General features: G+C 62.1%; 21 protein-coding genes. 10 read left to right on the forward strand and 11 right to left on the reverse strand.

The window, feature by feature from the left end:
• The first annotated feature begins 107 nt into the window (after window positions 1-107).
• The 4 genes from ABD013_RS14290 (at window position 108) to ABD013_RS14305 (ending at window position 6,235) form a co-directional block, all read left to right on the forward strand.
• The gene (locus ABD013_RS14290) at window positions 108-659 is read left to right on the forward strand and encodes a TRAP transporter small permease subunit (RefSeq protein ID WP_343807235.1); all 552 of its coding nucleotides are present in this window, start codon (window positions 108-110) and stop codon (window positions 657-659) included.
• Window positions 656-2,035, forward strand: coding sequence for a TRAP transporter large permease (locus ABD013_RS14295; protein ID WP_343807238.1), 1,380 nt, complete (start codon window positions 656-658; stop codon window positions 2,033-2,035). The genes ABD013_RS14290 and ABD013_RS14295 overlap by 4 nt, the downstream gene beginning before the upstream one ends.
• Before the next feature lie 111 nt (window positions 2,036-2,146).
• Window positions 2,147-4,327, forward strand: a complete 2,181-nt coding sequence (locus tag ABD013_RS14300; protein ID WP_343807241.1) for a putative bifunctional diguanylate cyclase/phosphodiesterase — start codon at window positions 2,147-2,149, stop codon at window positions 4,325-4,327.
• On the forward strand, window positions 4,328-6,235 hold the full coding sequence (locus tag ABD013_RS14305; RefSeq protein WP_343807244.1) for an ATP-binding protein: 1,908 nt from the start codon (window positions 4,328-4,330) through the stop codon (window positions 6,233-6,235).
• Here ABD013_RS14305 and rep read toward each other — a convergent pair.
• Window positions 6,210-8,225 (reverse strand): DNA helicase Rep, encoded by a 2,016-nt coding sequence (rep, locus tag ABD013_RS14310; protein ID WP_343807247.1) that lies wholly within the window; start codon window positions 8,223-8,225, stop codon window positions 6,210-6,212. The two genes, ABD013_RS14305 and rep, sit on opposite strands and share 26 nt — an antisense overlap.
• Window positions 8,226-8,463: 238 nt before the next feature.
• Between rep and ABD013_RS14315 the strand changes: the two genes are divergently transcribed.
• Entirely contained in the window at window positions 8,464-9,690 is a 1,227-nt protein-coding gene (locus ABD013_RS14315; RefSeq protein ID WP_343807250.1) for a two-component system response regulator, read from the forward strand.
• Here the strand turns inward: ABD013_RS14315 and ABD013_RS14320 are convergent.
• A complete protein-coding gene (locus tag ABD013_RS14320) occupies window positions 9,659-11,173 on the reverse strand; it encodes a YifB family Mg chelatase-like AAA ATPase (protein WP_343807253.1) in 1,515 nt (504 codons plus the stop codon). The two genes, ABD013_RS14315 and ABD013_RS14320, sit on opposite strands and share 32 nt — an antisense overlap.
• A 33-nt stretch (window positions 11,174-11,206) precedes the next feature.
• Entirely contained in the window at window positions 11,207-11,500 is a 294-nt protein-coding gene (locus ABD013_RS14325; RefSeq protein ID WP_343807256.1) for an accessory factor UbiK family protein, read from the reverse strand.
• A gap of 294 nt (window positions 11,501-11,794) precedes the next feature.
• On the opposite strand from ABD013_RS14325, the gene glnK (ABD013_RS14330) reads away from it, so the two are divergent.
• The 3 genes from glnK (ABD013_RS14330) to glnK (ABD013_RS14340) all read left to right on the forward strand — a co-directional run bounded on the left by glnK (ABD013_RS14330) (window position 11,795) and on the right by glnK (ABD013_RS14340) (window position 13,931).
• A complete protein-coding gene (gene glnK, locus ABD013_RS14330; protein WP_343807258.1) occupies window positions 11,795-12,133 on the forward strand; it encodes a P-II family nitrogen regulator in 339 nt (112 codons plus the stop codon).
• 43 nt (window positions 12,134-12,176) lie between these two features.
• Window positions 12,177-13,451: an ammonium transporter gene (locus tag ABD013_RS14335; protein WP_343807261.1), complete on the forward strand. Its 1,275-nt coding sequence runs from the start codon at window positions 12,177-12,179 to the stop codon at window positions 13,449-13,451.
• Between the two features lie 141 nt (window positions 13,452-13,592).
• Window positions 13,593-13,931, forward strand: coding sequence for a P-II family nitrogen regulator (glnK, locus tag ABD013_RS14340; RefSeq protein ID WP_106591655.1), 339 nt, complete (start codon window positions 13,593-13,595; stop codon window positions 13,929-13,931).
• A 54-nt stretch (window positions 13,932-13,985) separates the two neighbouring features.
• Here the strand turns inward: glnK (ABD013_RS14340) and ABD013_RS14345 are convergent, their stop codons facing one another.
• On the reverse strand, window positions 13,986-14,144 hold the full coding sequence (locus ABD013_RS14345; RefSeq protein ID WP_343807264.1) for an entericidin A/B family lipoprotein: 159 nt from the start codon (window positions 14,142-14,144) through the stop codon (window positions 13,986-13,988).
• Window positions 14,145-14,259: 115 nt separating this feature from the next.
• On the opposite strand from ABD013_RS14345, the gene astA reads away from it, so the two are divergent.
• Window positions 14,260-15,297 (forward strand): arginine N-succinyltransferase, encoded by a 1,038-nt coding sequence (astA, locus tag ABD013_RS14350; protein WP_343807267.1) that lies wholly within the window; start codon window positions 14,260-14,262, stop codon window positions 15,295-15,297.
• Here the strand turns inward: astA and ABD013_RS14355 are convergent.
• Both ABD013_RS14355 and ABD013_RS14360 read right to left on the reverse strand, forming a co-directional pair.
• A complete protein-coding gene (locus ABD013_RS14355) occupies window positions 15,269-16,543 on the reverse strand; it encodes a sensor histidine kinase (RefSeq protein ID WP_343807270.1) in 1,275 nt (424 codons plus the stop codon). The genes astA and ABD013_RS14355 overlap by 29 nt on opposite strands.
• Window positions 16,540-17,262, reverse strand: coding sequence for a response regulator transcription factor (locus ABD013_RS14360; RefSeq protein WP_343807273.1), 723 nt, complete (start codon window positions 17,260-17,262; stop codon window positions 16,540-16,542). The genes ABD013_RS14355 and ABD013_RS14360 overlap by 4 nt, the downstream gene beginning before the upstream one ends.
• A gap of 138 nt (window positions 17,263-17,400) precedes the next feature.
• Here ABD013_RS14360 and ABD013_RS14365 point away from each other — a divergent pair, with 138 nt between their 5' ends.
• A complete protein-coding gene (locus ABD013_RS14365) occupies window positions 17,401-17,877 on the forward strand; it encodes a Spy/CpxP family protein refolding chaperone (RefSeq protein WP_343807276.1) in 477 nt (158 codons plus the stop codon).
• Between the two features lie 58 nt (window positions 17,878-17,935).
• Here ABD013_RS14365 and ABD013_RS14370 read toward each other — a convergent pair whose 3' ends face one another.
• The 5 genes from ABD013_RS14370 to thiS form a co-directional block, all read right to left on the reverse strand.
• Window positions 17,936-18,811 carry a DMT family transporter gene (locus ABD013_RS14370; RefSeq protein WP_343807279.1) on the reverse strand — a complete coding sequence of 292 codons (876 nt, stop codon included), beginning with the start codon at window positions 18,809-18,811 and terminating at the stop codon, window positions 17,936-17,938.
• A gap of 9 nt (window positions 18,812-18,820) precedes the next feature.
• Window positions 18,821-19,258: a GlcG/HbpS family heme-binding protein gene (locus tag ABD013_RS14375; RefSeq protein WP_343807282.1), complete on the reverse strand. Its 438-nt coding sequence runs from the start codon at window positions 19,256-19,258 to the stop codon at window positions 18,821-18,823.
• A gap of 21 nt (window positions 19,259-19,279) precedes the next feature.
• Window positions 19,280-19,972, reverse strand: a complete 693-nt coding sequence (trmB, locus tag ABD013_RS14380; RefSeq protein WP_343807432.1) for a tRNA (guanosine(46)-N7)-methyltransferase TrmB — start codon at window positions 19,970-19,972, stop codon at window positions 19,280-19,282.
• Window positions 19,973-20,034: 62 nt separating this feature from the next.
• Entirely contained in the window at window positions 20,035-20,835 is an 801-nt protein-coding gene (locus tag ABD013_RS14385; protein WP_343807285.1) for a thiazole synthase, read from the reverse strand.
• A 52-nt stretch (window positions 20,836-20,887) separates the two neighbouring features.
• Window positions 20,888-21,088: a sulfur carrier protein ThiS gene (thiS, locus tag ABD013_RS14390; protein ID WP_343807288.1), complete on the reverse strand. Its 201-nt coding sequence runs from the start codon at window positions 21,086-21,088 to the stop codon at window positions 20,888-20,890.

A 21,088-nucleotide genomic window follows, 5' to 3' on the forward strand; every position in this document is an offset into this window, starting at 1 on the left:
CTATTGTACGGTTTTGCCGGCCCGAGCAGTAGTCATGGGCTGATGCCGTTATAGTGGATTTTGCTGATATACTTTCACGCGTTTGTCTAGCCAAAACGAGAACAACAATGAGTCAATCCCACCCTGCTGCTGCCCTGGTCAGGCTGCTGGACGGTTTCAGCGAATGGACCGGTCGCCTGATTGCCTGGCTGACCCTGCTGATGGTCGTGGTTACCTTTGTCGTCGTGGTCATGCGCTACGTCTTTGAACAAGGCAATATCGCCCTGCAGGAGTCGGTTATCTACATGCACAGTTTCGTGTTCCTGCTCGGGGCCGCCTATACCCTGAAGCACGATGGTCACGTCCGTGTCGACATTTTCTATCGCCCACTGGGCGAGAAGGGCAAGGCCTGGATCAACCTGTTCGGCACCCTGTGCCTGCTGCTGCCGGTCTGCGTCTTCCTATTCTGGATTTCCTGGGAATATGTCGCCACCTCCTGGGAACTCAAGGAAGGCTCACAGGAAGCCGGTGGCATCGCCTATCGCTACATTCTCAAATCCGCCCTACTGGTGATGCCCGCCATGATGGTGCTGCAGGGTGTGACAGAACTGCTGCGCAACCTGCTGGTACTGACCGGCAAGGGCCACCTGCTGCCCGCTGAAGAGGAGCACGCCCTGTGATCGAACTGCTGCCCCTGCTGCTGTTTGTCGGCGCCATTTTCATCCTGTTGATGGGCTACTCGGTAGCCTTCTCTCTGGCCGGTACCGGCCTGTTATTCGCCGCCATCGGCGCCCTGACCGGCCACTTCGACAGCGTCTTCCTGGAAGCGGTGCCCAACCGTATCTTTGGCGTGATGAACAACGAAGTGCTGATCGCCGTGCCCCTGTTCGTGTTTATGGGGGTGATGCTGGAGAAATCCAGAATCGCCGAGGAGCTGCTCGACACCATGGCCGCCCTGTTCGGCTCCATGCGTGGCGGCCTGGGTATCTCGGTGACGCTGGTTGGCATGCTGCTCGCCGCCAGTACCGGTATCGTCGGCGCCACCGTGGTCACCATGGGCCTGCTGTCGCTGCCCACCATGCTCAAGCGTGGCTATGACCCGGCGGTGGCTACCGGCACCATTTGTGCCTCCGGTACCCTGGGCCAGATCATCCCGCCATCGATCGTGCTGGTACTGCTCGGGGACGTCATCTCCTCCGCCTACCAGCAGTCGCAGATCGATCAGGGTATCTTCTCGCCGGAAACCGTCACCGTCGGCGACCTCTTCCTCGGCGCCCTGATTCCAGGCCTGCTGCTGGTCGTCGCCTATATCGGCTACATGGTGTTCGTCTCGATCACCCGCCCCCAGGCCGTGCCGGCCATTCCGGAAGAGGAACTGAGCCAGATCACCAACCTCTGGCTGCGCGCCCTCAAGGCACTGGTACCGCCGGTACTGCTGATCGGTCTGGTACTGGGCTCCATTCTGGGCGGTTTTGCCACTCCGACCGAAGCCGCGTCCGTCGGCGCCGTTGGTGCCATTGGCCTGGCCGTAATGCGCCGTGCCTTCACTCTGAAGACGCTGAACGAGGTGATGCGCTCCACCACCCAGGTGAGCTCCATGGTGTTCATCATTCTGGTCGGTGCCTCCATCTTCTCGCTGGTGTTCCGTGGCTATGGCGGTGATGACCTGGTGCGTGACTTCCTGCACGACCTTCCCGGTGGCGTGGTCGGCGCCATGGCGATCGTGATGCTGATCGTGTTCCTGCTCGGCTTCTTCCTCGACTTCATCGAGATCACCTTCGTGGTGGTACCGATCGTGGCACCGATTCTGCTCAGCATGGGACTGGATCCGGTCTGGCTCGGCGTGATGCTGGCGCTGAACCTGCAAACCTCCTTCCTGACACCGCCCTTCGGTTTTGCCCTGTTCTACCTGCGCGGCGTGGCTCCGGCACATGTGTCCACCGGTCAGATCTACAAGGGGGTGATCCCGTTCATCCTGATCCAGCTGGTGATGCTGGCGCTGCTGGCCTGGCAGACAGAACTGGCAACCTGGCTGCCGGAGCTGGTCTACGGCTGAAAAAGAGGATAAGGAAGACCTGTTTACAAGTGGCCGCTTCTGGGCCACTCTGTGAAAGCAGCCTGCCCGCTGCGGCAATACTCACTGGGCAGGTATAAAGGGACTTAATGCATGTCAGCCACCGAATTGCTGCAATTCAGCCCAGCTCAGACATCCTCGACGGAAGCACCGCCCTGGAAGGTGCTCAGCGTCGAGGATGACCCCGGTTATCAATCTTCGCTGGTGCACGCTCTGTCCCGGATCCGGGTCGATGACCGGCCGCTGGAGATACTGCGAGTCAACTCGGCCGTCGAGGCCGCTCGGCTGCTGCCCGAGCACCCCGATATCAGTGTCGTCCTGCTCGATGTGGTACTGGAGCAGGATGATGCCGGCTTGCGGCTGGTGCACACCATCCGCAAGGTGATCTGCAACAACCAGGTCCGCATCGTCCTGCTGACCGGACAACCCGGGGTCGCACCGGAAACCGAGGTGATGCGCCGCTTCGATATCGATGACTACTGGTGCAAATCGGAGCTGACCGTCGAGCACCTCACCTCGGTGCTGACCGGCAACATCCGGACCTGGGAACGAACCTCCCAGCTCGAGCACGCCCGCCAGGGCCTGCAGCTGCTGCTCGATGCTGTGCAGAGATACAGCCGGCACCAGGACCTCAATGGTTACCTCGACTGTATCCGCGATACCCTGTCGGCACTGCTGCGCAGCCAACAAGGCATCCTGATTGCGGCCCTACCGGAAAACGGCCAGCGGCCGCAGGTTCTGGCAGCCCATGGCTGCTTCAAGCCACTGCGCCACGCCGATCAGCAGCAGCTGGATCAGCTGGCATGCCAGCTCCACCTGACCAGCAGTGAGGGTCTGGAATACCGGGACAACGCACTGCTGCTGGATGCCGGTGCACTGGGCTCATCCCAGCGTCGCTGCCGCATACTGGTCAGCCTGGCCAGGCCTCCTGAACCGGCCGATCAAAAGCTGCTGCAACTGTTCGGTGAACAGCTCAGCACCAGCCTGGCCAACCTGTCGCTCTATGACCAGCTGGCAGAGCTGGCCTTTCATGATCCTTTGTTGGGTATCGCCAACCGCAACGCCTTCAAGCGTACCCTGGACAGCCTGACGCAGGACCAGCGCAACCAGTATCAGCTGCTGATGCTGACCCTGCGCGAACTCAACGAAATTGCACTGCATTTCGGTGAAGCCTTCTGTGACCAGGTACTGTTCGCGGTCAGCGACCGGCTGCAGCGCCAGTTGCCGGAACAAGCCGTGCTGGCACGCACCGATCGCAGCAGCTTCGCCCTGCTGTTGCCGCCGGACAGCGACCTGGAAGCGATCACTCAGACGCTGCAGCTGCCCTATCGTATTGAGGGTGGTGAACACCTGATCACCCTGTTCATGGCCCTACTGCCACTGGCGCTGGCCAGCGAACGTCCCGCCGCACACCTGCTGCGCATCGCCGAACAGACACTGGCCGATGGCCTGAGCACCCATCAGCGCTGGTCGGTCTACGACCCCGAACTGGAACGACAGGTGCGCGAGCGCTATACCCAGCTGCAGGAGCTGCGCCAGGCGCTGTCCGGGAACGACTTCCGCCTGGTTTTCCAGCCCAAGGTCGAGCTGACCAGTGGACGCCTGGCCGGATTCGAAGCGCTGGTGCGCTGGCCTCAGCCGGACGGCAGTGTGCGCATGCCGGACAGTTTCATCCCCATTGCCGAAGCCGGCGGCCTGATCAGCGAACTGGATATGGAAGTGCTACACCAGACGCTGGCCGCTCAAGAACAGTTGATCGCCGCCGGCATTCGTGTGCCTTTATCGTTCAACACCTCCTCCATCGATCTGCTCAGGCCCGGCTACTTCGAACAGATGCTGGCCCGCATCGAGGCCTCATCCGTGCCGCCTCAGCTGCTGGAGCTGGAGATCACCGAAAGTCAGGCAGTACCGGAATATGCCCAGATTGCGGCCCAGCTGACCCGGCTGATGCAGCTGGGCGTTGGCGTCAGCATCGATGACTTCGGCACCGGCTATTCGTCGCTGGCGCACATCAGTAACCTGACCGCCTCGGCACTTAAGATCGACCGCAGCTTCACCCGTCGCCTCGGCCAATCACGCGAAATTGAGCACATCACCGAGATGATCATCCAGCTCGGCCGACAGCTGGGCTGCACCGTGATCGCCGAAGGGATCGAAACCGAGCAACAGCAGCAGCTATTGCTGGCACAGGGGTGTACCCTCGGCCAGGGCTACCTGTACGCCCGGGCATTGAGCCTGGATGAGGCCATTCTCTGGGCGCGGGAACACCTCTAAATGCGCCGGGCGGAGCGACCATCCCGCCGACCGCCCCGCTGGCTGATCTGGCTGGTGCTGATGCTGCCTCTGATAGGCTTGGTGGCGCTGGCATCGGGGCTGATCTGGTCCAAGTTGACCCAGCTTAAGCGCCACCCGATCAGCGTACAGCACAGCCAGTTGCTGGACCGCATTACCCAGCGGCTGAGCCAGAACCAGGCTCACCTGATCCAGCTGACTCGCCTGCTGCAGCACAGCCAACCGCTGCGCCAGGCGCTGGACGCCGAAGCCGGCTTCAACCCGGAGATGCTGGGTCAGCTGTTTCTGCGTGTCAGCCAAACCTCGCCACTGATTGACCAGCTGCGCTGGCTCGACCTGAGCGGACAGGAGCGCCTGCGCCTGGATACCGGCCCGGACGGTCCGTACCTCCAGCCCCCTCAAGCCCTGCAGAACAAGGCACACCGGGATTACTTCCAGCGCGCCCTGAGCATCACCAGTGACGAGGTACAGCTGTCCCCGCTGGACCTGAATGTCGAGCATGGCCAGATATCCATCCCCCCCAAGCCCACCATCCGTAGCCTGGCCCACACCGGCCTTAATGACGGCCTGCTGCCGGGCATACTGGTGATCAACTTCAGCCTGCACCAGTTCTTCGCCGAGCTGGAGCAGCTGCAGTCCGAGCAGCTGGATGTCTGGCTGGTCAACTCTGATGGGTACTGGCTGATCCACCCCGATGACTGGCGCCGCTGGGGCTTCATTTACCGGCAGCCGGAGCTGGTCGTGGCCGAGGACTTCCCCCAGCTCTGGCAGCAGATGCAGCAGCGGCCCTCCCAGCGCGACCTGCGACTCCAGGATCGACTCTGGAGTTATACCCGTATCGACCCCGAGCCCGGGGTATACCAGCAGACCGAAGCTCGCTGGTACCTGGTACTGAGTACACCGCCGGAATTTCTGGCACAAAAGCGAGCTGCGCTGCGGCTGCCACTGGCCGGCATTGCCGGGGGCATCCTGCTGCTGGGCGGCGGGCTACTCTGGCGCCTGGCCGGTGGCGAGCATCAGCGCCTGCGGCTGATCGACCAGCTGGCACAGGAACGCGACAGCCTCAACCAGCGCAATAGCGAACTGGACCTGGCCTTGCAGCGGCAGCAACTGCTGCAGGATGAACTGGTCGAGACACGCAAACTGTCATCACTGGGCATGATGGTGGCCGGGGTCGCCCATGAGCTGAACACCCCCTGTGGCGCCGTGCTGATGACCGTATCAACGTTGCGCCAGGACCGGGATCAGCTGCAGCAGTCGGTGGATCAAAACCAGCTGACACGGGAGCAGATGGCGACCTATCTGCAGCACACCGATGAGGGGCTGAGGCTGGCCGAGCAGAATATTCGCAAGGCCTCGGGGCTGATCCGCAGCTTCAAACGTCTCGCCCTTGAGCGCAGTCTGGACGCCCCGGTCAGTTTTACCCTGAACGATTGCTTGCAGGATCTGGTCACCAGCCTGCAGCCGCGGTTGAAACAGCACCGCGTAGAATTGGCATTACAGCTGTCTCACTGCACCCTGTTCAGCCACCCCGGCATCCTCTCGCAGGTGCTGCAGAACCTGATCGACAACGCACTGGAGCATGCCTTCGAAACACCCGGCACCGGAGAGATCCAACTGCAGGGTCGGCAGCTGGAGGGAGGCATACTGGAGCTGGAGGTCTGCGATAACGGCCGCGGCATTCCCGAACCCATCCTGCCGGGCCTGTTTGACCCCTTTGTCACCAGCGGTCGTGGCCACGGCCATACCGGCCTGGGCCTGCATCTGGTGCACCAGTGGGTATCAAAGATCCTGCAGGGATCGATCCGCGTGGAGAGTGCGCCAGGGCAGGGGTGCTGCTTTATCCTGCGTCTGCCAACCGATCTCAGAGATCGTCAAACATCCCCTTGAGGCTGCTCAGCGTCGCCCGGCCGCGCGCCCGGTTCTGTTCCGGACGTGCATCCCCCCGCCCTTCATGTTCGACATCTTCCGGCGGCAGCTCTTCCAGGAAACGACTGGGCATGCACTCCATCCACTCACCGAACTGGCGGCGCTGTTTGGCCAGCGTCATGGTCAGTGTTTCTTTCGCCCGAGTGATACCCACATAGGCCAGCCGGCGCTCTTCCTCAATGGTATCCATCTCAATGCTGTTGCGGTGTGGCAGCAGCTCTTCCTCCATGCCGAGCAGGAACACATGCGGGAACTCCAGCCCCTTGGACGCATGTAGTGTCATCAACTGCACCCGGTCGGAGTCGTCTTCCTCCTCCTGACGGTTGAGCATGTCGAGCAGTACCAGGCGGGCGATGGCATCCTCGATGCCGGCCCCCTCATCCTCTTCCTGCAGCCGCTCCAGCGTGGACTGCAGCGATTCGATCAGGAAGTAGACGTTCTGCATCCGCTTTTCCGCCACCACATCGCTGGAGGCGTTCTGGCGGATCCAGCCGGGGTAATCGATCTCATCGATCAGCTCGTGGATGGCCGCGATGGGGTCACCGTCACGGCAGCGCTCGTAGAGCCGGTCGATCATGGCGCAGAAGCGACGCAGCCGATCTACACCCTGTGCCGGCAGGACCTGTTCCAAACCCAGCTCATCACAGGCCTGGAACAGACTGACCTCGCGTGCCGAGGCATATTCACCCAGCTTGTGCAGGGTACTGGGTCCGATCTCCCGCCGTGGCAGATTGATAATGCGCAGAAAGGCGTTGTCGTCATCACGGTTGATCAACACCTTGAGGTAACTCATCAGGTCCTTGATCTCGGCGCGCGCGAAGAAAGAGGTACCACCGCTGAGCTTGTAGGGGATCTGGTAACTCTGCAGCTTCATTTCCACCAGCCGCGACTGATGGTTGCCGCGGTAGAGAATGGCGAAATCGCGGAAGGCGATGCGCTGGCGCAGGTGGCGATCGAGGATCTCGGTGGCCACCCGCTCGGCCTCGGCATCGTCGTTGCGGGCATGGATCACCCGCAGCGGCTCACCAAAGCCCATCTCGCTCCACAGCGTCTTCTCGAACACGTGCGGATTGTTGGCGATCAGTGTGTTGGCCGCCTTGAGGATACGGCTGGTGGAACGATAGTTCTGCTCCAGCTTGACCACTTTCAGGCTGGGGAAGTCGGTCTGCAACTGGGCCAGGTTCTCCGGCCGGGCACCACGCCAGGCATAGATCGACTGGTCATCATCGCCCACCACGGTCAGGCCGCCACGGTGTCCGACCAGCTGGCGTACCAGCCGATACTGCGACAGGTTGGTGTCCTGGTATTCATCCACCAGCAGGTACTGAATGCGGCGCTGCCAGCGCTCCAGTACATCGGGATAATCACTGAACAGCTGTACCGGCAGCAGGATGAGGTCGTCAAAGTCGACCGCGTTGTAGGCACGCAGGTGGCTGTTGTAGGACTCGTAGGCACGGGCCGCCAGGATATCCTGGGGCAGCTCGGCAGTGGCCAGTGCCTGATCCGGCGTCACCATGTCGTTTTTCCAGTTGGAAATCTGGTGCTGGACCTCGTTGATCTGGTCGGTATCTTCATCATTCTGCAGCATCAGGTCACGCAGCAAGGCCCTGGTGTCCTGATCGTCAAACAGCGAAAACCCGGCCTTCAGCCCCAGGTGCTTGCGTTCGCGACGGATGATCGACAGTCCCAGCGTATGGAAGGTGGACACGGTCAGTCCACGTCCTTCCTGGCCGTTCAACAGCTGGCTGACACGCTCCTTCATTTCGCGCGCCGCCTTGTTGGTGAAGGTCACAGCCGCTATACGGCGCGCCTCGAACCCCGCCTCCTGAATCATCCAGGCGATCTTGCGGGTTATCACGCTGGTCTTGCCCGAGCCGGCACCGGCCAGCACCAGCAGGGGACCGCCGATATAGTGCACCGCTTCACGCTGACGGGGATTGAGTCTGCTCATGACACCTCAAAAAACATTAAACCTGATCAAAAAACGGTCGATAAGGAATTAAGTGGCTGCTATTGGCGCCGGATTCCCACCGTCCTGGCCCACGCAGCACCACGCTGTTTCTGGACACTGAAAAACCGTGCTACTCTCGCTCGGGCGATAAAGCCATCGCCTATTATGACATGGCCCCCTGATGAAATTCAGTTCCCTCTGGATGGGATTTATTCAGGTGTGACGGGGAAGCAGTACCATGCAGGTAGACACAGCGCAGACAGATACAGTTCTCGCCCAGCCACCGCTGGTCCTGATCAGCAACTCCGAAGCCCTGGAGGTGTGCTGGCAGGACTGGTTACAGCCCTGGTGGAGCGGCCGTTTTTGCCGTTGCCACTCGATCGACGCCGCCCTTCCGGTGCTGCAGCACCTGGAATCGCCCATCGTGCTGCTCGACGCCGCCAGCCCCGAGCAGGCCGAACAGGCGCTGCAGCGGCTGCGCAGCCAGTTGCCCCAGCTGCCGGTGGTCCTGCTGAGTTCATCCCCGCAGCAGTCCGACTGGCAAGCACTGCTGGCCGACCCCTGGAACGATTACCTCTATCTGCCCGGCAGCAGCCTGGACACCATCCGCCGCATTCTGCGCTACTGCCAGCAGCTGCAGCATAACGGCCAGGGCGCTACTACCCCGCCACTGGAAGCCAGCCTGATGAACGGCTATGACCCCGAGCTCTGGCGCGCCCTGCAGCGCGAGGAGTTTGAGCTGTTCTACCAGCCACGCATCGACCTGCGCCGCGGCTCCATCTGTGGCGCCGAAGCGCTGATTCGCTGGCGCCACCCCGAGCGCGGTCTGCAGCAGCCCAGCAGCTTTATTCCCGCCTGCGAGGCCTCGGGACTGATCGTCCCGTTGGGCTACTGGATCATTCAGGAAGTCGGCAAGACCCTGCCTGCGATGAAGGAGGCCGGCCTTGATGGCCGTATCGGCGTCAACCTCTCCTTCCGCCAGTTCCAGGACCGCTATCTGGCCCCGACCATCGAGCGGCTGATGCAGGAGCACCTGATGGACACCCGCACGCTGGAGTTCGAACTGACCGAAACCGCGCTGTGCAGTGACGAGGAGCATGTGCGCTCCACGATCAACCAGCTGAGCAACCAGGGCGTGGAGTTCTCGCTGGACGATTTCGGCACCGGTTACTCGTCGTTCAGCCTGCTGCAGAAACTGCCCATCACCACGCTGAAGATCGACAAGTCCTTCGTCGACGGCATTCCCGGCAACCAGGATGACGAGGAGATCGTCAGAGCCGTGATCAACCTGGCCCACAACCTCAACAAGCAGGTGATCGCCGAAGGGGTCGAGACCCGGGCCCAGCTGGAATTCCTGATCCGCCACGACTGTGACCAGGTGCAGGGCTATTTCTTCAGCCGTCCGGTTCCCCTCGACCAGTTCCTCAACCTGCTCAGCACCAACCGCCGCCAGCAAGCCCTCTGAACGCCAGCGCTTCCAGCAGCTGCTGCCGCGCCACAGTATCCCGGCCGGCGAGGTCCGCCAGCGTACGCGCCACGCGCAGCAGCCGGTGACAGGCACGGGCCGACAGCTGGCTCTGCTGCATCACCCGCACCAGCAGCGCTTCGGTACTCGCATCCAGGGCACACACCTGCTCCAGTTCACGCCCGGACAGTTCCCGATTCATCTTGCCCTGACGCCCTAGCTGCCGCTCAAGCGCAGCCATGACCCGCTCTCGCACTGCGGCACTGGACTCCCCCGCCGCCCCCGGCTGCAGCAGGGTTTCGGCCGGCAGGGCCGGCACCTGCAGCTGCAGATCGATACGGTCCAGCAAGGGGCCGGAGATCTTCATCTGATAGCGGCGAATCTGATCCGGCGTACAGAGACAGCGGTCGGTACCATCATCATGATAGCCACAGGGACAGGGGTTCATCGCCGCCACCAGCTGGAAACGGGCCGGATAGCGCGTCTGGCGCGCCGCCCGCGAGATCAGGATCTCACCGGTTTCCAGCGGCTCCCGCAGCACCTCGAGCACCCGGCGCGGAAACTCGGGCAACTCATCGAGGAAAAGCACGCCCTGGTGGGCCAGCGAAATCTCGCCGGGACGCGGATGACTGCCGCCGCCGACCAGTGCTATGGCCGACGCCGTATGGTGCGGACTGCGAAACGGACGAATGCCGGCACAGGCCGGCGCCACACTCTGTCCCGAGACCGAGGCGATCGCCGCCACCTCCAGTCGCTGACCCACCTCCAATGGTGGCAACAAACCGGGCAGGCGTGCCGCCAGCATGCTCTTGCCACTGCCCGGCGGCCCCGAGAACAGCAGATTGTGACCTCCGGCGGCAGCCACCTCCAGCGCCCGTCGCGCCTGCAGTTGCCCTTTGACATCGGCCAGGTCCGGTACCGGACGCACACTTTCGGTGCAGTCTGCAGGCACCTGGGCTGGCAAGGGCTGCTGCCGGCACAGGTGTGCCACCAGTTCCAGCAGATGAGCCGCCGCAAACACCTCGGTGCCCTCCGCCATCACGGCCTCCTCGGCATTTTCCTTCGCCACCACCAGCGCCCGACCCAGCTTGCCGGCCGCCACCGCTGCCGGCAGGATGCCGCGTACCGGGCGGATATCACCGGACAGCGCCAGCTCGCCGATCATTTCGGTCGCCGGGCTGGCCTTCCAGCCCTTGAGTTGACCCGAGGCCGACAGGATACCGATGGCGATGGCCAGGTCGTAACGTCCGCCCTCCTTGGGCAGATCGGCCGGTGCCAGGTTGATGGTGACGCGGCGTTGCGGAAAGTCGAAGCCGGCGGTGATCAGCGCGCTGCGGACTCGCTCACGGCTTTCCTTGACCGCCGTTTCCGGCAGGCCAACGATTGACATGGAGGGCAGGCCTCCGGACAGGTGCACCTCGACCGCAACGGGAGGCGCTTCGACCCCGAGCTGGGCCCGGGTATGAATCACGGCAAGAGACATAAGGCCATCCTTGGCTCAGATGCATTAAGAGGGTCAGTCGCGGGGTTCGGACGTATCGGTCGCTGGCGCTTCCGCGGCCGCCATGCCTTCGGATTCCAGCGCCGCCAGGCGTGCTTCCAGCTGCTCCAGGCGCTCACGGGTTCGCATCAGTACGGCCTGCTGGGCATCGAATTCGTCCCGGGTTACCAGGTCGAGCTTGGCAAAGCTGCTCTGCAGCACCGTGCGGATCTGCCCCTGCAACTCCTGCTGTCCCGGCATTTCAGGGCGATGGCTCAGCAGCTGGCTGAACTGGCTGGACAGGCTATCGATCAGTTTTTGGTGAATCATCCGGGTCTCCAGGGTCGAAGGGGTCTCAACCGTCACTATAAACCAGAACGCCGGCCAGGTCAGACCGAAAGCCACGCACCCTGGCAGTGCACGCACCATACTGGTGCATAAAAAAATACACTCTACCCCTCTTTTTCCTGCCCTGCATCGGCCTCCAGTCCTGTCGATGCCGCACAAACCTCTGTTTTGTAAAGATAAAAAGAAGTTGGCACAGCCTTCGCTTATACCGGGCATAGAGCCAGCCACCCATTCCGGAGTGGCCGCTAGCTGAACACTGAGCAGAGGACTGATGCCATGAAACTGATTTCAGCGATCATCAAGCCATTCAAACTTGACGACGTTCGCGAAGCCCTGTCCGACATCGGCGTGCAGGGGATCACGGTCACCGAAGTCAAGGGCTTCGGCCGCCAGAAGGGCCACACCGAGCTATACCGCGGTGCCGAATACATTGTCGACTTCCTGCCCAAGGTCCGCATCGATGCGGCCGTGGCCGACGACATCGTCGACCAGGTGCTGGAAGCGATCACCAAGGCGTCCCATACCGGCAAGATCGGTGACGGCAAGATCTTCGTCATCCCACTGGAACAGGTGATCCGTATCCGTACCGGTGAAACCGGCCACGATGCGCTCTGACCCCGACTGAATACGATTCCGTTTATCTCTGGAGGATATAACAATGGAAGAATTACTGAACGCTACAGCCGGGGATCTGGCCCAGCTGAAATATGCGGTCGATACCTTCTACTTCCTGGTGTGTGGTGCACTGGTGATGTGGATGGCGGCCGGCTTTGCCATGCTTGAAGCAGGCCTGGTGCGTGCCAAGAACACCACCGAAATCCTGACCAAGAACATCGCACTCTATGCCATCGCCTGCACCATGTACCTGCTGTGCGGCTACTACATCATGTACAGCTCCGACGCCGGCGGCGTACTGCCGAGCCTCGGCGCACTGATCGGTGACGAAAACGCCGTCGATGCCGTACTGGCCGGCGGTGAGGACGCACCCTACTATTCGGCCCGTTCCGACTTCTTCTTCCAGGTCGTGTTCGTGGCGACTGCCATGTCGATCGTCTCCGGTGCCGTAGCCGAGCGCATGAAGCTCTGGGCCTTCCTGATCTTCGCCGTAGTCATGACCGGCTTCATCTACCCGACCTCCGGCTACTGGACTTGGGGCGGTGGCTTCCTGAGCGAAGCGGGCTTTTCCGATTTTGCCGGTTCCGGTATCGTGCACATGGCAGGCGCGTCTGCCGCCCTGGCGGCAGTGCTGGTGCTGGGTGCTCGTAAAGGCAAGTACGGCAAGAACGGCGAGATCAACGCCATTCCGGGTGCCAACCTGCCGCTGGCGACCCTGGGTACCTTCATCCTGTGGATGGGCTGGTTCGGCTTCAACGGTGGTTCCGAGCTGAAACTGTCTGATGTCGGTGAAGCCAACGCCGTGGCTGAAGTGTTCGTCAACACCAACGCTGCTGCTGCCGGTGGTGTCATCGCAGCGCTGATCGTGGCTCGCCTCTGGTTCCGCAAGGCGGACCTGACCATGGCGCTGAACGGTGCCCTGGCCGGTCTTGTCGCCATCACCGCTGATCCGCTGTCACCGAGCGCGCTGGCCTCAACTCTGATCGGAGCCATCGGTGGTGCCCTGGTGGTAACCGCCATCGTCACCCTGGACAAGCTGCGCATCGACGACCCGGTCGGCGCCATCTCCGTCCACGGCGTAGTCGGCATCTGGGGCCTGCTGGCGGTACCGCTGAACAATGCCGATGCGACCTTCGGCGCTCAGCTGCTGGGTATCGTGTCCATCTTCGGCTGGGTGTTCGTGGCCAGTCTGGTGGTTTGGCTGATCCTGAAAGCAGTGATGGGCATCCGTGTCAGCGAAGAAGAAGAGTACGAAGGGGTCGACTTGGCCGAATGCGGCATGGAGGCTTACCCCGAATTCTCCGGCGGCAAGAAGTAATTTCATGCCATCGGACAACTTTCAGGCTGCGCATATTATGCGCAGCCTTTTGATTATGGGTATACTGGCGCCAATGGTTTCTCCACCGGCCTACCGGCTGGAGCGAAGTGGGACAGCCACAGATCTATGAGGACTTGAATGATGAAACTCGTCTCCGCGGTGATCAAGCCGTTCAAGCTGGATGACGTTCGTGAAGCTCTGTCCGATATTGGGATTCAGGGTGTAACCGTTACGGAAGTGAAGGGCTTCGGCCGCCAGAAGGGCCATACCGAGCTCTATCGCGGTGCAGAATATGTGGTCGACTTTCTGCCCAAGGTCAAGATCGAGGTCGCCATCGACGACGACATGCTCGATCAGGTGATCGAGGCGATCAGCAAGACCGCCAACACCGGCAAGATCGGCGACGGCAAGATCTTCGTCATGCCGCTGGAGCAAGTGATCCGCATTCGTACCGGCGAGACCGGCCCGGACGCCCTCTGATACACCCGCCCGGCCCGCGTCAGCATTGACCGGGCCGGTGCCGATTACACGGGATCAGTCGCTGGCGTTGCGCGCCGCATCTCGAATCGCTTCCCCCGCTTTTTCGATATCCTTACCTGCCCCTTCGATTGTGCTGCAGCCGCTGACGGCGCTGCCCATTGCCAGCATCATCAGAGTGCTCAGCAGCAGGCTGACCAGTTTCTTGTGCATCATATCGTCCTCACTGACAAAGTGTTGTAAATCATACCCCTGTGCCGCCACGCCTGTCATTATGCCCGGCCTGCCTATACTCTAAGCTGAATGTTCCCTGTTGCAGGAGGCAAACAGCATGCTGCGCGTACGTCCGATCACTACCGCGGATGGCGACCTGCTCAAGACGATCGCCATCGAATCCGGCACGGGGTTCACCTCGCTGCCCGACAATGAGGACCTGCTGGAACGCAAGATCGAGCAGTCGGTCAGCCATCTGGCCCAGGAGGCCAGCGGTCCCTCGCCAGTCACCTACCTGTTCGTGCTCGAAGAGACCGACAGCAACGAGGTACTGGGCACCTGCGGCATCACCTCGGCCGTGGGTCTGGACGCCCCCTGGTACCATTACCACATCGGCACCATCGTGCACGCCTCTCATCAGCTGGGGATCTACAACGAGTTTCGTACCCTCTACCTGTGCAACGACTACACCGGCAGCAGTGAGCTCTGCTCGCTCTACCTGCGCCCGGCCTACCGTGGCAGCGGTGGCGGCGGCCTGCTGTCCCGGGCCCGTTTCCTGTTCATGGCCGAGCACCGCCAGCGCTTTGCCGACCGCATCATCGCCGAGATGCGCGGCTTCACCGACCAGCATGACAGCAACCCCTTCTGGGAAGGGCTGGGACAGCACTTTTTCTCGATGCACTACCAGCAGGCCGACTTCCTCACCGGTTCCGGCAACAAGGTGGTGATCGCCGAACTGATGCCCAAACACCCGATCTATATCCACCTGCTGCCACCCGAGGCCCAGGCGATCATCGGCCAGGTGCATCCGAACACCGAGCCGGCCTGCCGGCTACTCCAGGCTCAGGGCTTCCGCTTCGAGAACTATGTCGATATTTTCGATGCCGGCCCGACGCTGGCAGCCCGACCCGACGAGGTCGACGCGATTCGGCGCAGCCGAAGGGTCGAAGCGGTGGTGGACGAGACTCCGGCGCCGGAAGATGCCCGCAACTACCTGGTCAGCAATACCGGCAGCAGCGGCTTTCGCTGCGTACAGGCCCGCTTGCAGCCGACGCTGAACCGGGTGCGTCTGACGCCGGAGCTTGCCGCTGCCCTGGAGGTCGACAATGGTGACCCCGTGCGACTGGTCAGTCTGCCGGGGGCAACAGGACCCTGAGCTCCAGACCGCCCTCGGGACGGTTGTGCGCGCTGATCTCGCCGCCGAGCTGTTCGACCGCTCGCCGAGCGATACTCAGGCCCAGGCCAAAGCCGTCACCGCTGCCGTTCTCGTCACGTACGAACGGCTCAAACAGCCGCGGCAGCAGTTCAGGGTCTACCCCCGGCCCCGCATCACCCAGCCGCAGCGACAGGCGGCCATCGGCCAGCCGCTGCAGGCTCAGATAGGCCGCCACGTCCTCGGGCGTGTGCCGAAGAATGTTTTCAATACCGTTCTGCAATGCCCGACGCAGCTGCTCACGAGCCCCCCGGTAGTGCGCCTCAGCCTCAGGCAGATCCAGCTCGAACGGCCGCTCGGGCTGGCGCAGCTGCACCTCTTCCCTGAGTTCGTGACACAGGGCATTGAGCGAAAATTCGGTATGGCTGGACTGCTGTTGCTGGCGGCTGAAACTGAGAATCTCGCCAATCAACGCATCCAGTCGCCCGCATTCACGATTGATCCTGTCCATCATCGGATCATCGGCGGCCAGACGCTGCTCAATCAGCCCTGCCGCCGCCTGCAAGCGTGCCAGCGGGGCTCTCAACTCATGTGACACATCCTGTAACAGACGCTGCTGGGCCATCAGCGTCTGCTCCACCGACGCGACCATACGGTCGAACTCGCGGGTCAGCTCACCGATCTCGTCCTGCCGCCGACTCAGGCCCGGGGCCGCCCTGAGCGTCAGGTCCTGCGCCTGATGCAGGTCTCGCACATGATCGCGCAAACGCCTGATCGGCCGCACCACCAGCGTGCCCAGTACCAGCCCGGACAAGCCGGAGACCACCAGAATCAGCACCATCTGCAGCGAGAACAGGCGTCCCAGCATGCGCTCGACGAAAAACGCCTCGCGTGGCAGCGCCACCTGGGCAAGGTATTCCCGGCCACTGTCCGTCGTCAGCGCCAGCGGCAGCGTTCTGCGCGGCGGCTCATGCATCCCCGACATCAGCGGCTTACCGCTGTCGGCTTCGAACAGCCACAAGGGGATCGGATGGCGCCGCCCCGGCAGCTTGTGCCAATCCGGCAGACCATCTTCATAGCGCTCCACCATCAGCTGTGCCTGCCCCCGGGCACGGGCTTCCAGCAGCTCCAGGCGGTGATCCTGATCGTAGCGGCTACTGAGCATCAGAAACACACTGCCCATGCCGACCAGGCTGACCAGCCAGATCACCAGGAACATTTTCCAGAACAGGCGCTGATACCACTTCATGAAGGACTCCGGATGAACTGATAGCCCTGACCGCGCACCGTCTTGATCAGCTCGCAGTCATCACCCGCCACCGCCGCCAGCTTCTGCCGTACCCGGCTGACGTGGACATCAATGGCGCGGTCATAGGCACTCAGTTCACGGTGCAGCACCCAGCGGGTCAGTTCCGCCTTGCTCAGCACCCGACCGGCATGCTGCATCAGGTAGGCCAGCACGTTGAACTCGGCACTGGTCAGCTGCAGCGGTTGCCTTGCAAAACTGACCTCCCGCTGTCCGGGGTCGAGCATCAGCCCTTCCATCTCCAGCGGACGATTCGGGAAGGCGCCATCCTCCGTTGCGGCAGCCGTACCGCCGCTGTCGCAGCGACGCAGGATCGCCTTGACCCGCGCCGACAGTTCGCGCGGATGGCAGGGCTTGGACAGATAGTCATCCGCGCCCATCTCCAGCCCCAGGATACGGTCGATCGCTTCGCCGCGCCCGGTCAGCATCAGTACCGGCACGTCCGTGCGGGGACGCAACTGCTGCAACAGCTCCAGCCCGCTCATCCCCGGCATCATGATATCCAGCACCATCAGATCCGGCGTGAATTGTTCCAGCGCCGCCAGTGCCGCTTCGCCCGAGTGCACCGTTTCAACTTGGTAGCCTTCATGACCCAGATATTCGGCCAGCATGGCACACAGCTCGCGGTCATCGTCCACCAGCAGCAATGTCTTGGTCTGCATGTTCGCTCCTCCTGTCGCCATTCTAGCCCGGGCTCCGCCCCGCCTGACCGGCCTTTACCTAACTTTACTCCCGGTGCACACAACTTTGCGCTGACTTTGCCCATACTGGCCAGCAGATCAACACAGGAGACCTTTCCGATGAAAGCACGCAAGACAATCGTATCCGCACTGGCCGTAGCACTGGTAGCCGGCAGCAGCGCCCTGGCCTGGGCTGGCCAGCAAGAAGGGTGCAACGCGACAGACCGCACCGATAAGCGAGTGGAGCGCATGGCGCGCCATCTGGAATTGGACGAAGCGCAGCAGGCTTCGCTGAAAGCGCTGTTCACAGGTCGTGCCGAACAGCGCTCGGAACACCCCCGCAAACGGATGGCAGGCCTGGCGGCACTGGACCCCAATGCCCCCGATTACCAGCAGCAGGTCAAGCAGCAGATCAGCGAGATGCAGCAGCAACTGGCCGAGCGAGTACAGGCACGCGCCGATTTCAAGGCGTCGCTCTTTGCCATTCTGACCCCGGAACAGGAACAGAAACTGGCCGAAATGCGTGAGCATAAACGCGGCAAGCATCACCACGGGGACCATGGCCACCGCCATGAAAGGTCAGGTGACCGCTGGTAAGCCTCGCTTCAGGAAGCCCCTGCCAATCGCGCCCGCAACCGCCGCTCACGGCGCTGGCTCAGCAAGGCCTGAGCCACGCCTGAGCCACGCCTGAGCCCATGATCAGGCCACAGCCGGCCAGCTGTAACCCATTCAGCGACTGGTCAAACAGCACCCAGCCGAAGGTCACCACAGCGATCGGCTCCATATAGGCCAGGGTACCGAACGTGGCCGCCGGCAGCTCTCGCAGCGCGATCACCGCGAACAGGATCGCCAGGAAGCCCGGCAGCAACCCCGCCAGCAGCAGCCAGCCCCACTGTTCCAGACTGATGCTTTCCCCCTGCTGCAGCATCAGGGGCAGCATGCACAACGCCCCTGCCAGCAACTGATACCAGCAACGGGTATAGGCATGCAGATGCACCGGCATCACCCGGTTGAGCAGCATGAAGCCGGCATAGGCCAGCATCGCCAGCGCCGCAAACATCATCCCCTTGGCATCGTTGACATTGTCGAAGCTCAGCTTGAACTCCATCATCATGGCAAAACCGAACAGCGCCAGCAGTATCAAGCCGACGCCGGCCGGCGTCAGCCGCTCACCGAGCAGGAAATGGGCGATCACCGAAGCCAGCACGGGTGACAGGTAGACCATCATGATCGCATTAGCCATGCTGGTGTAGAGCATCGCCTGCACATAGCAGACGATAAAGCCGGCCAGCAGTCCGCCGTTGACCAGCACTCGCCAGGACGGCCAGATCCGCAGCAGGCTGGCCTGCCCGGCCAGCAGCAGGTAACCCAGCATCAGGGCGGCCCCCAGGCCCAGTCGGTAAAAGGTCAGGGTCTCGGCGCTAAGCCCGGCATACTTCGAGATCACCCCGATGGTGCCCATCAGCACCGCCGAGGCGACTGCCATAAACAGAAAGGGGGCTGAACCAGCCCCCTGTGTGTGCTTGCTCACCAACCAGACCTAGTCCGCAGTCACACCCAGTGCCGCCAGCGCCGCTTCGGCACAGGCGATATCTTCGGCCTGGGAGGCCCCGGAAACACCGATGGCGCCGATGCACTCACCGGCCAGCTTGATCGGCAAGCCACCGCCGAGCATCAGCAGGTCCGGATGGGTATCCAGCGCCGCCAGCAGATGCACGTCCTCCGCATTATTGTCGCGGAAGAAATTGCTCGCCACCTTGAAACCTGCCGAGGTGCGCGCCTTGCGCAGTGCCAGCAGCGCGGTCTGCGGCGGTGCATCATTGAGGCTCAGCTGGGCCAGCGGCTGGCCGGCACGCCCGACCACGGCAATGCTGACCTTGACGTCCAGGGTCTCGGCCTGCTCGCTGGCCGCCGTCACCGCTTTCATTGCAGCTCGATAATCCAGGGTTTGCTGTGTTACTGCCAGGGTGTCCGTCATCAGGCCAGCTCCTTTGTCTATTCAGGCGATACGTTCGAACATCAGATCCCAGACACCATGCCCCAGGCGCTCGCCGCGCTTTTGGAACTTGGTGACCGGACGCCACTCGGGCTGAGGGGAATATTGCCCTTCACCGGCATGGTTGCGATATCCCTCCGCTGCAGACATTACTTCCATCATGTGTTCGGCGTAGTTTTCCCAGTCGGTGGCCATATGGAAGCAACCGCCGACACTCAGCTTCTGGCGAATCTTCTGGGCAAACTCGGGCTGTACGATACGGCGCTTGTGATGGCGCTTCTTGTGCCAGGGGTCGGGGAAGAACAGCTGCAGGGTGTCCAGGCTGGCATCGGGGATGCACTGTGCCAACACTTCAACGGCATCGTCACAATAGACCCGAATATTGGTCAGGCCTTCCTCGGCCACGCGAGACAACAGGCGACCCACGCCCGGCGGATGCACCTCGATGCCAATGAAGTCCTTCTCCGGCGCACGGCGCGCCATTTCGATCAGGGAGTCCCCCATACCGAAGCCGATCTCCAGTACCACCGGCGCGTCACGACCGAACACGGCGGCATAATCGATCATGCCGTCCTTCAGTTCCAGACCGTACTTGGGCCAGTTCTCGTCCATGGCACGCTGCTGGCCTTCGGTCATACGGCCGGCGCGCACGACAAAACTGCGGATCCGGCGCAAAGGTTTCTGTTCTTCAGTCATCATCACATCTGTCAGTTGCCGGAGCCCTTTCAGGGCTCCGAGTGTTTGCATTTCGCAGGGTATTAGCTGCCGCTGATCACGCCGTCCAGCGGCGAAGAAGCACTGGCATAGGCACGGCGCGGCATACGCACGGCCAGGTGGGCTTCACGACCGGCCTGAACGGCTTTCTGCATCGCCTTGGCCATCAGCACCGGGTTCTGTGCGCCGGCAATCGCCGAGTTGACCAATACGCCGGCACAACCCATTTCCATTGCCATGGCGGCTTCTGAAGGCGTGCCGATGCCGGCATCCACCAGAATCGGGACGTTGGCCTCTTCCATGATCAGGCGAATGTTGTGCGGGTTCTGGATACCCAGGCCCGAACCAATCAGCGAGCCCAGCGGCATCACCGCCACGCAGCCGATCTCTTCCAGCCGCTTGGCCACGATGGGGTCATCGTTGGTGTACACCATCACCTTGAAGCCGTCCTTGACCAGCGTCTCGGCGGCTTTCACCGTTTCGATGATGTTGGGATACAGGGTTTTCTGATCGCCCAGTACTTCCAGCTTGACCAGGTCGTGGCCGTCGAGCAGCTCACGGGCCAGGCGACAGGTACGCACCGCATCCTCGGCGGTATAGCAGCCGGCAGTGTTGGGCAGCAGCGTGTAACGGTCGGGGCTGACCACGTCGAGCAGGTTCGGCTCGTCCGGGTTCTGGCCGAGGTTGGTACGGCGTACGGCCATGGTCACAATTTCGGCACCGCTGGCTGCGATCGCGGCGCCGGTTTCGGCCATGTCCTTGTATTTGCCGGTGCCCACCAGCAGGCGGGAGTTGAAGGATTGTCCGGCAATGATCAGCGGGTCGTTGTTCTCTAGCTCTGACATCATCTGTACCCTGGTATGAATGTGGTTGTATGGTGCGCGGACAGGTACGGCCTCAGCCGCCCCCGATCGCGTGCACGATCTCGACCTGGTCACCGGCACCCAGCCGGGTCGCGGCATGTTCGCTGCGCGGAATGATCTCCAGGTTCAGCTCGATCGCGATCCGCTTGCCAGTCAGTTCGAGCTGCTCGATCAGCTCGGCAAGGGTTGCATTCTCGCTGACATCCAGAGCCTCACCATTCACCTGAATCTGCAT

This window comes from Marinobacterium maritimum, assembly GCF_039523155.1.
Classification (GTDB): domain Bacteria; phylum Pseudomonadota; class Gammaproteobacteria; order Pseudomonadales; family Balneatricaceae; genus Marinobacterium; species Marinobacterium maritimum.

Coding starts and splice junctions, on each gene's coding strand:
- ABD013_RS14335 (WP_343807261.1), top strand. CDS start 12,177: ATGGAAGAATTACTGAACGCTACAGCCGGGGATCTGGCCCAGCTGAAA.
- ABD013_RS14345 (WP_343807264.1), bottom strand. CDS start 14,144: ATGATGCACAAGAAACTGGTCAGCCTGCTGCTGAGCACTCTGATGATG.
- trmB (WP_343807432.1), bottom strand. CDS start 19,972: ATGACTGAAGAACAGAAACCTTTGCGCCGGATCCGCAGTTTTGTCGTG.
- ABD013_RS14375 (WP_343807282.1), bottom strand. CDS start 19,258: ATGACGGACACCCTGGCAGTAACACAGCAAACCCTGGATTATCGAGCT.
- glnK (WP_343807258.1), top strand. CDS start 11,795: ATGAAACTGATTTCAGCGATCATCAAGCCATTCAAACTTGACGACGTT.
- ABD013_RS14385 (WP_343807285.1), bottom strand. CDS start 20,835: ATGTCAGAGCTAGAGAACAACGACCCGCTGATCATTGCCGGACAATCC.
- astA (WP_343807267.1), top strand. CDS start 14,260: ATGCTGCGCGTACGTCCGATCACTACCGCGGATGGCGACCTGCTCAAG.
- ABD013_RS14355 (WP_343807270.1), bottom strand. CDS start 16,543: ATGAAGTGGTATCAGCGCCTGTTCTGGAAAATGTTCCTGGTGATCTGG.
- glnK (WP_106591655.1), top strand. CDS start 13,593: ATGAAACTCGTCTCCGCGGTGATCAAGCCGTTCAAGCTGGATGACGTT.
- ABD013_RS14315 (WP_343807250.1), top strand. CDS start 8,464: ATGCAGGTAGACACAGCGCAGACAGATACAGTTCTCGCCCAGCCACCG.
- ABD013_RS14360 (WP_343807273.1), bottom strand. CDS start 17,262: ATGCAGACCAAGACATTGCTGCTGGTGGACGATGACCGCGAGCTGTGT.
- ABD013_RS14305 (WP_343807244.1), top strand. CDS start 4,328: ATGCGCCGGGCGGAGCGACCATCCCGCCGACCGCCCCGCTGGCTGATC.
- ABD013_RS14365 (WP_343807276.1), top strand. CDS start 17,401: ATGAAAGCACGCAAGACAATCGTATCCGCACTGGCCGTAGCACTGGTA.
- thiS (WP_343807288.1), bottom strand. CDS start 21,088: ATGCAGATTCAGGTGAATGGTGAGGCTCTGGATGTCAGCGAGAATGCA.
- ABD013_RS14300 (WP_343807241.1), top strand. CDS start 2,147: ATGTCAGCCACCGAATTGCTGCAATTCAGCCCAGCTCAGACATCCTCG.
- rep (WP_343807247.1), bottom strand. CDS start 8,225: ATGAGCAGACTCAATCCCCGTCAGCGTGAAGCGGTGCACTATATCGGC.
- ABD013_RS14320 (WP_343807253.1), bottom strand. CDS start 11,173: ATGTCTCTTGCCGTGATTCATACCCGGGCCCAGCTCGGGGTCGAAGCG.
- ABD013_RS14290 (WP_343807235.1), top strand. CDS start 108: ATGAGTCAATCCCACCCTGCTGCTGCCCTGGTCAGGCTGCTGGACGGT.
- ABD013_RS14325 (WP_343807256.1), bottom strand. CDS start 11,500: ATGATTCACCAAAAACTGATCGATAGCCTGTCCAGCCAGTTCAGCCAG.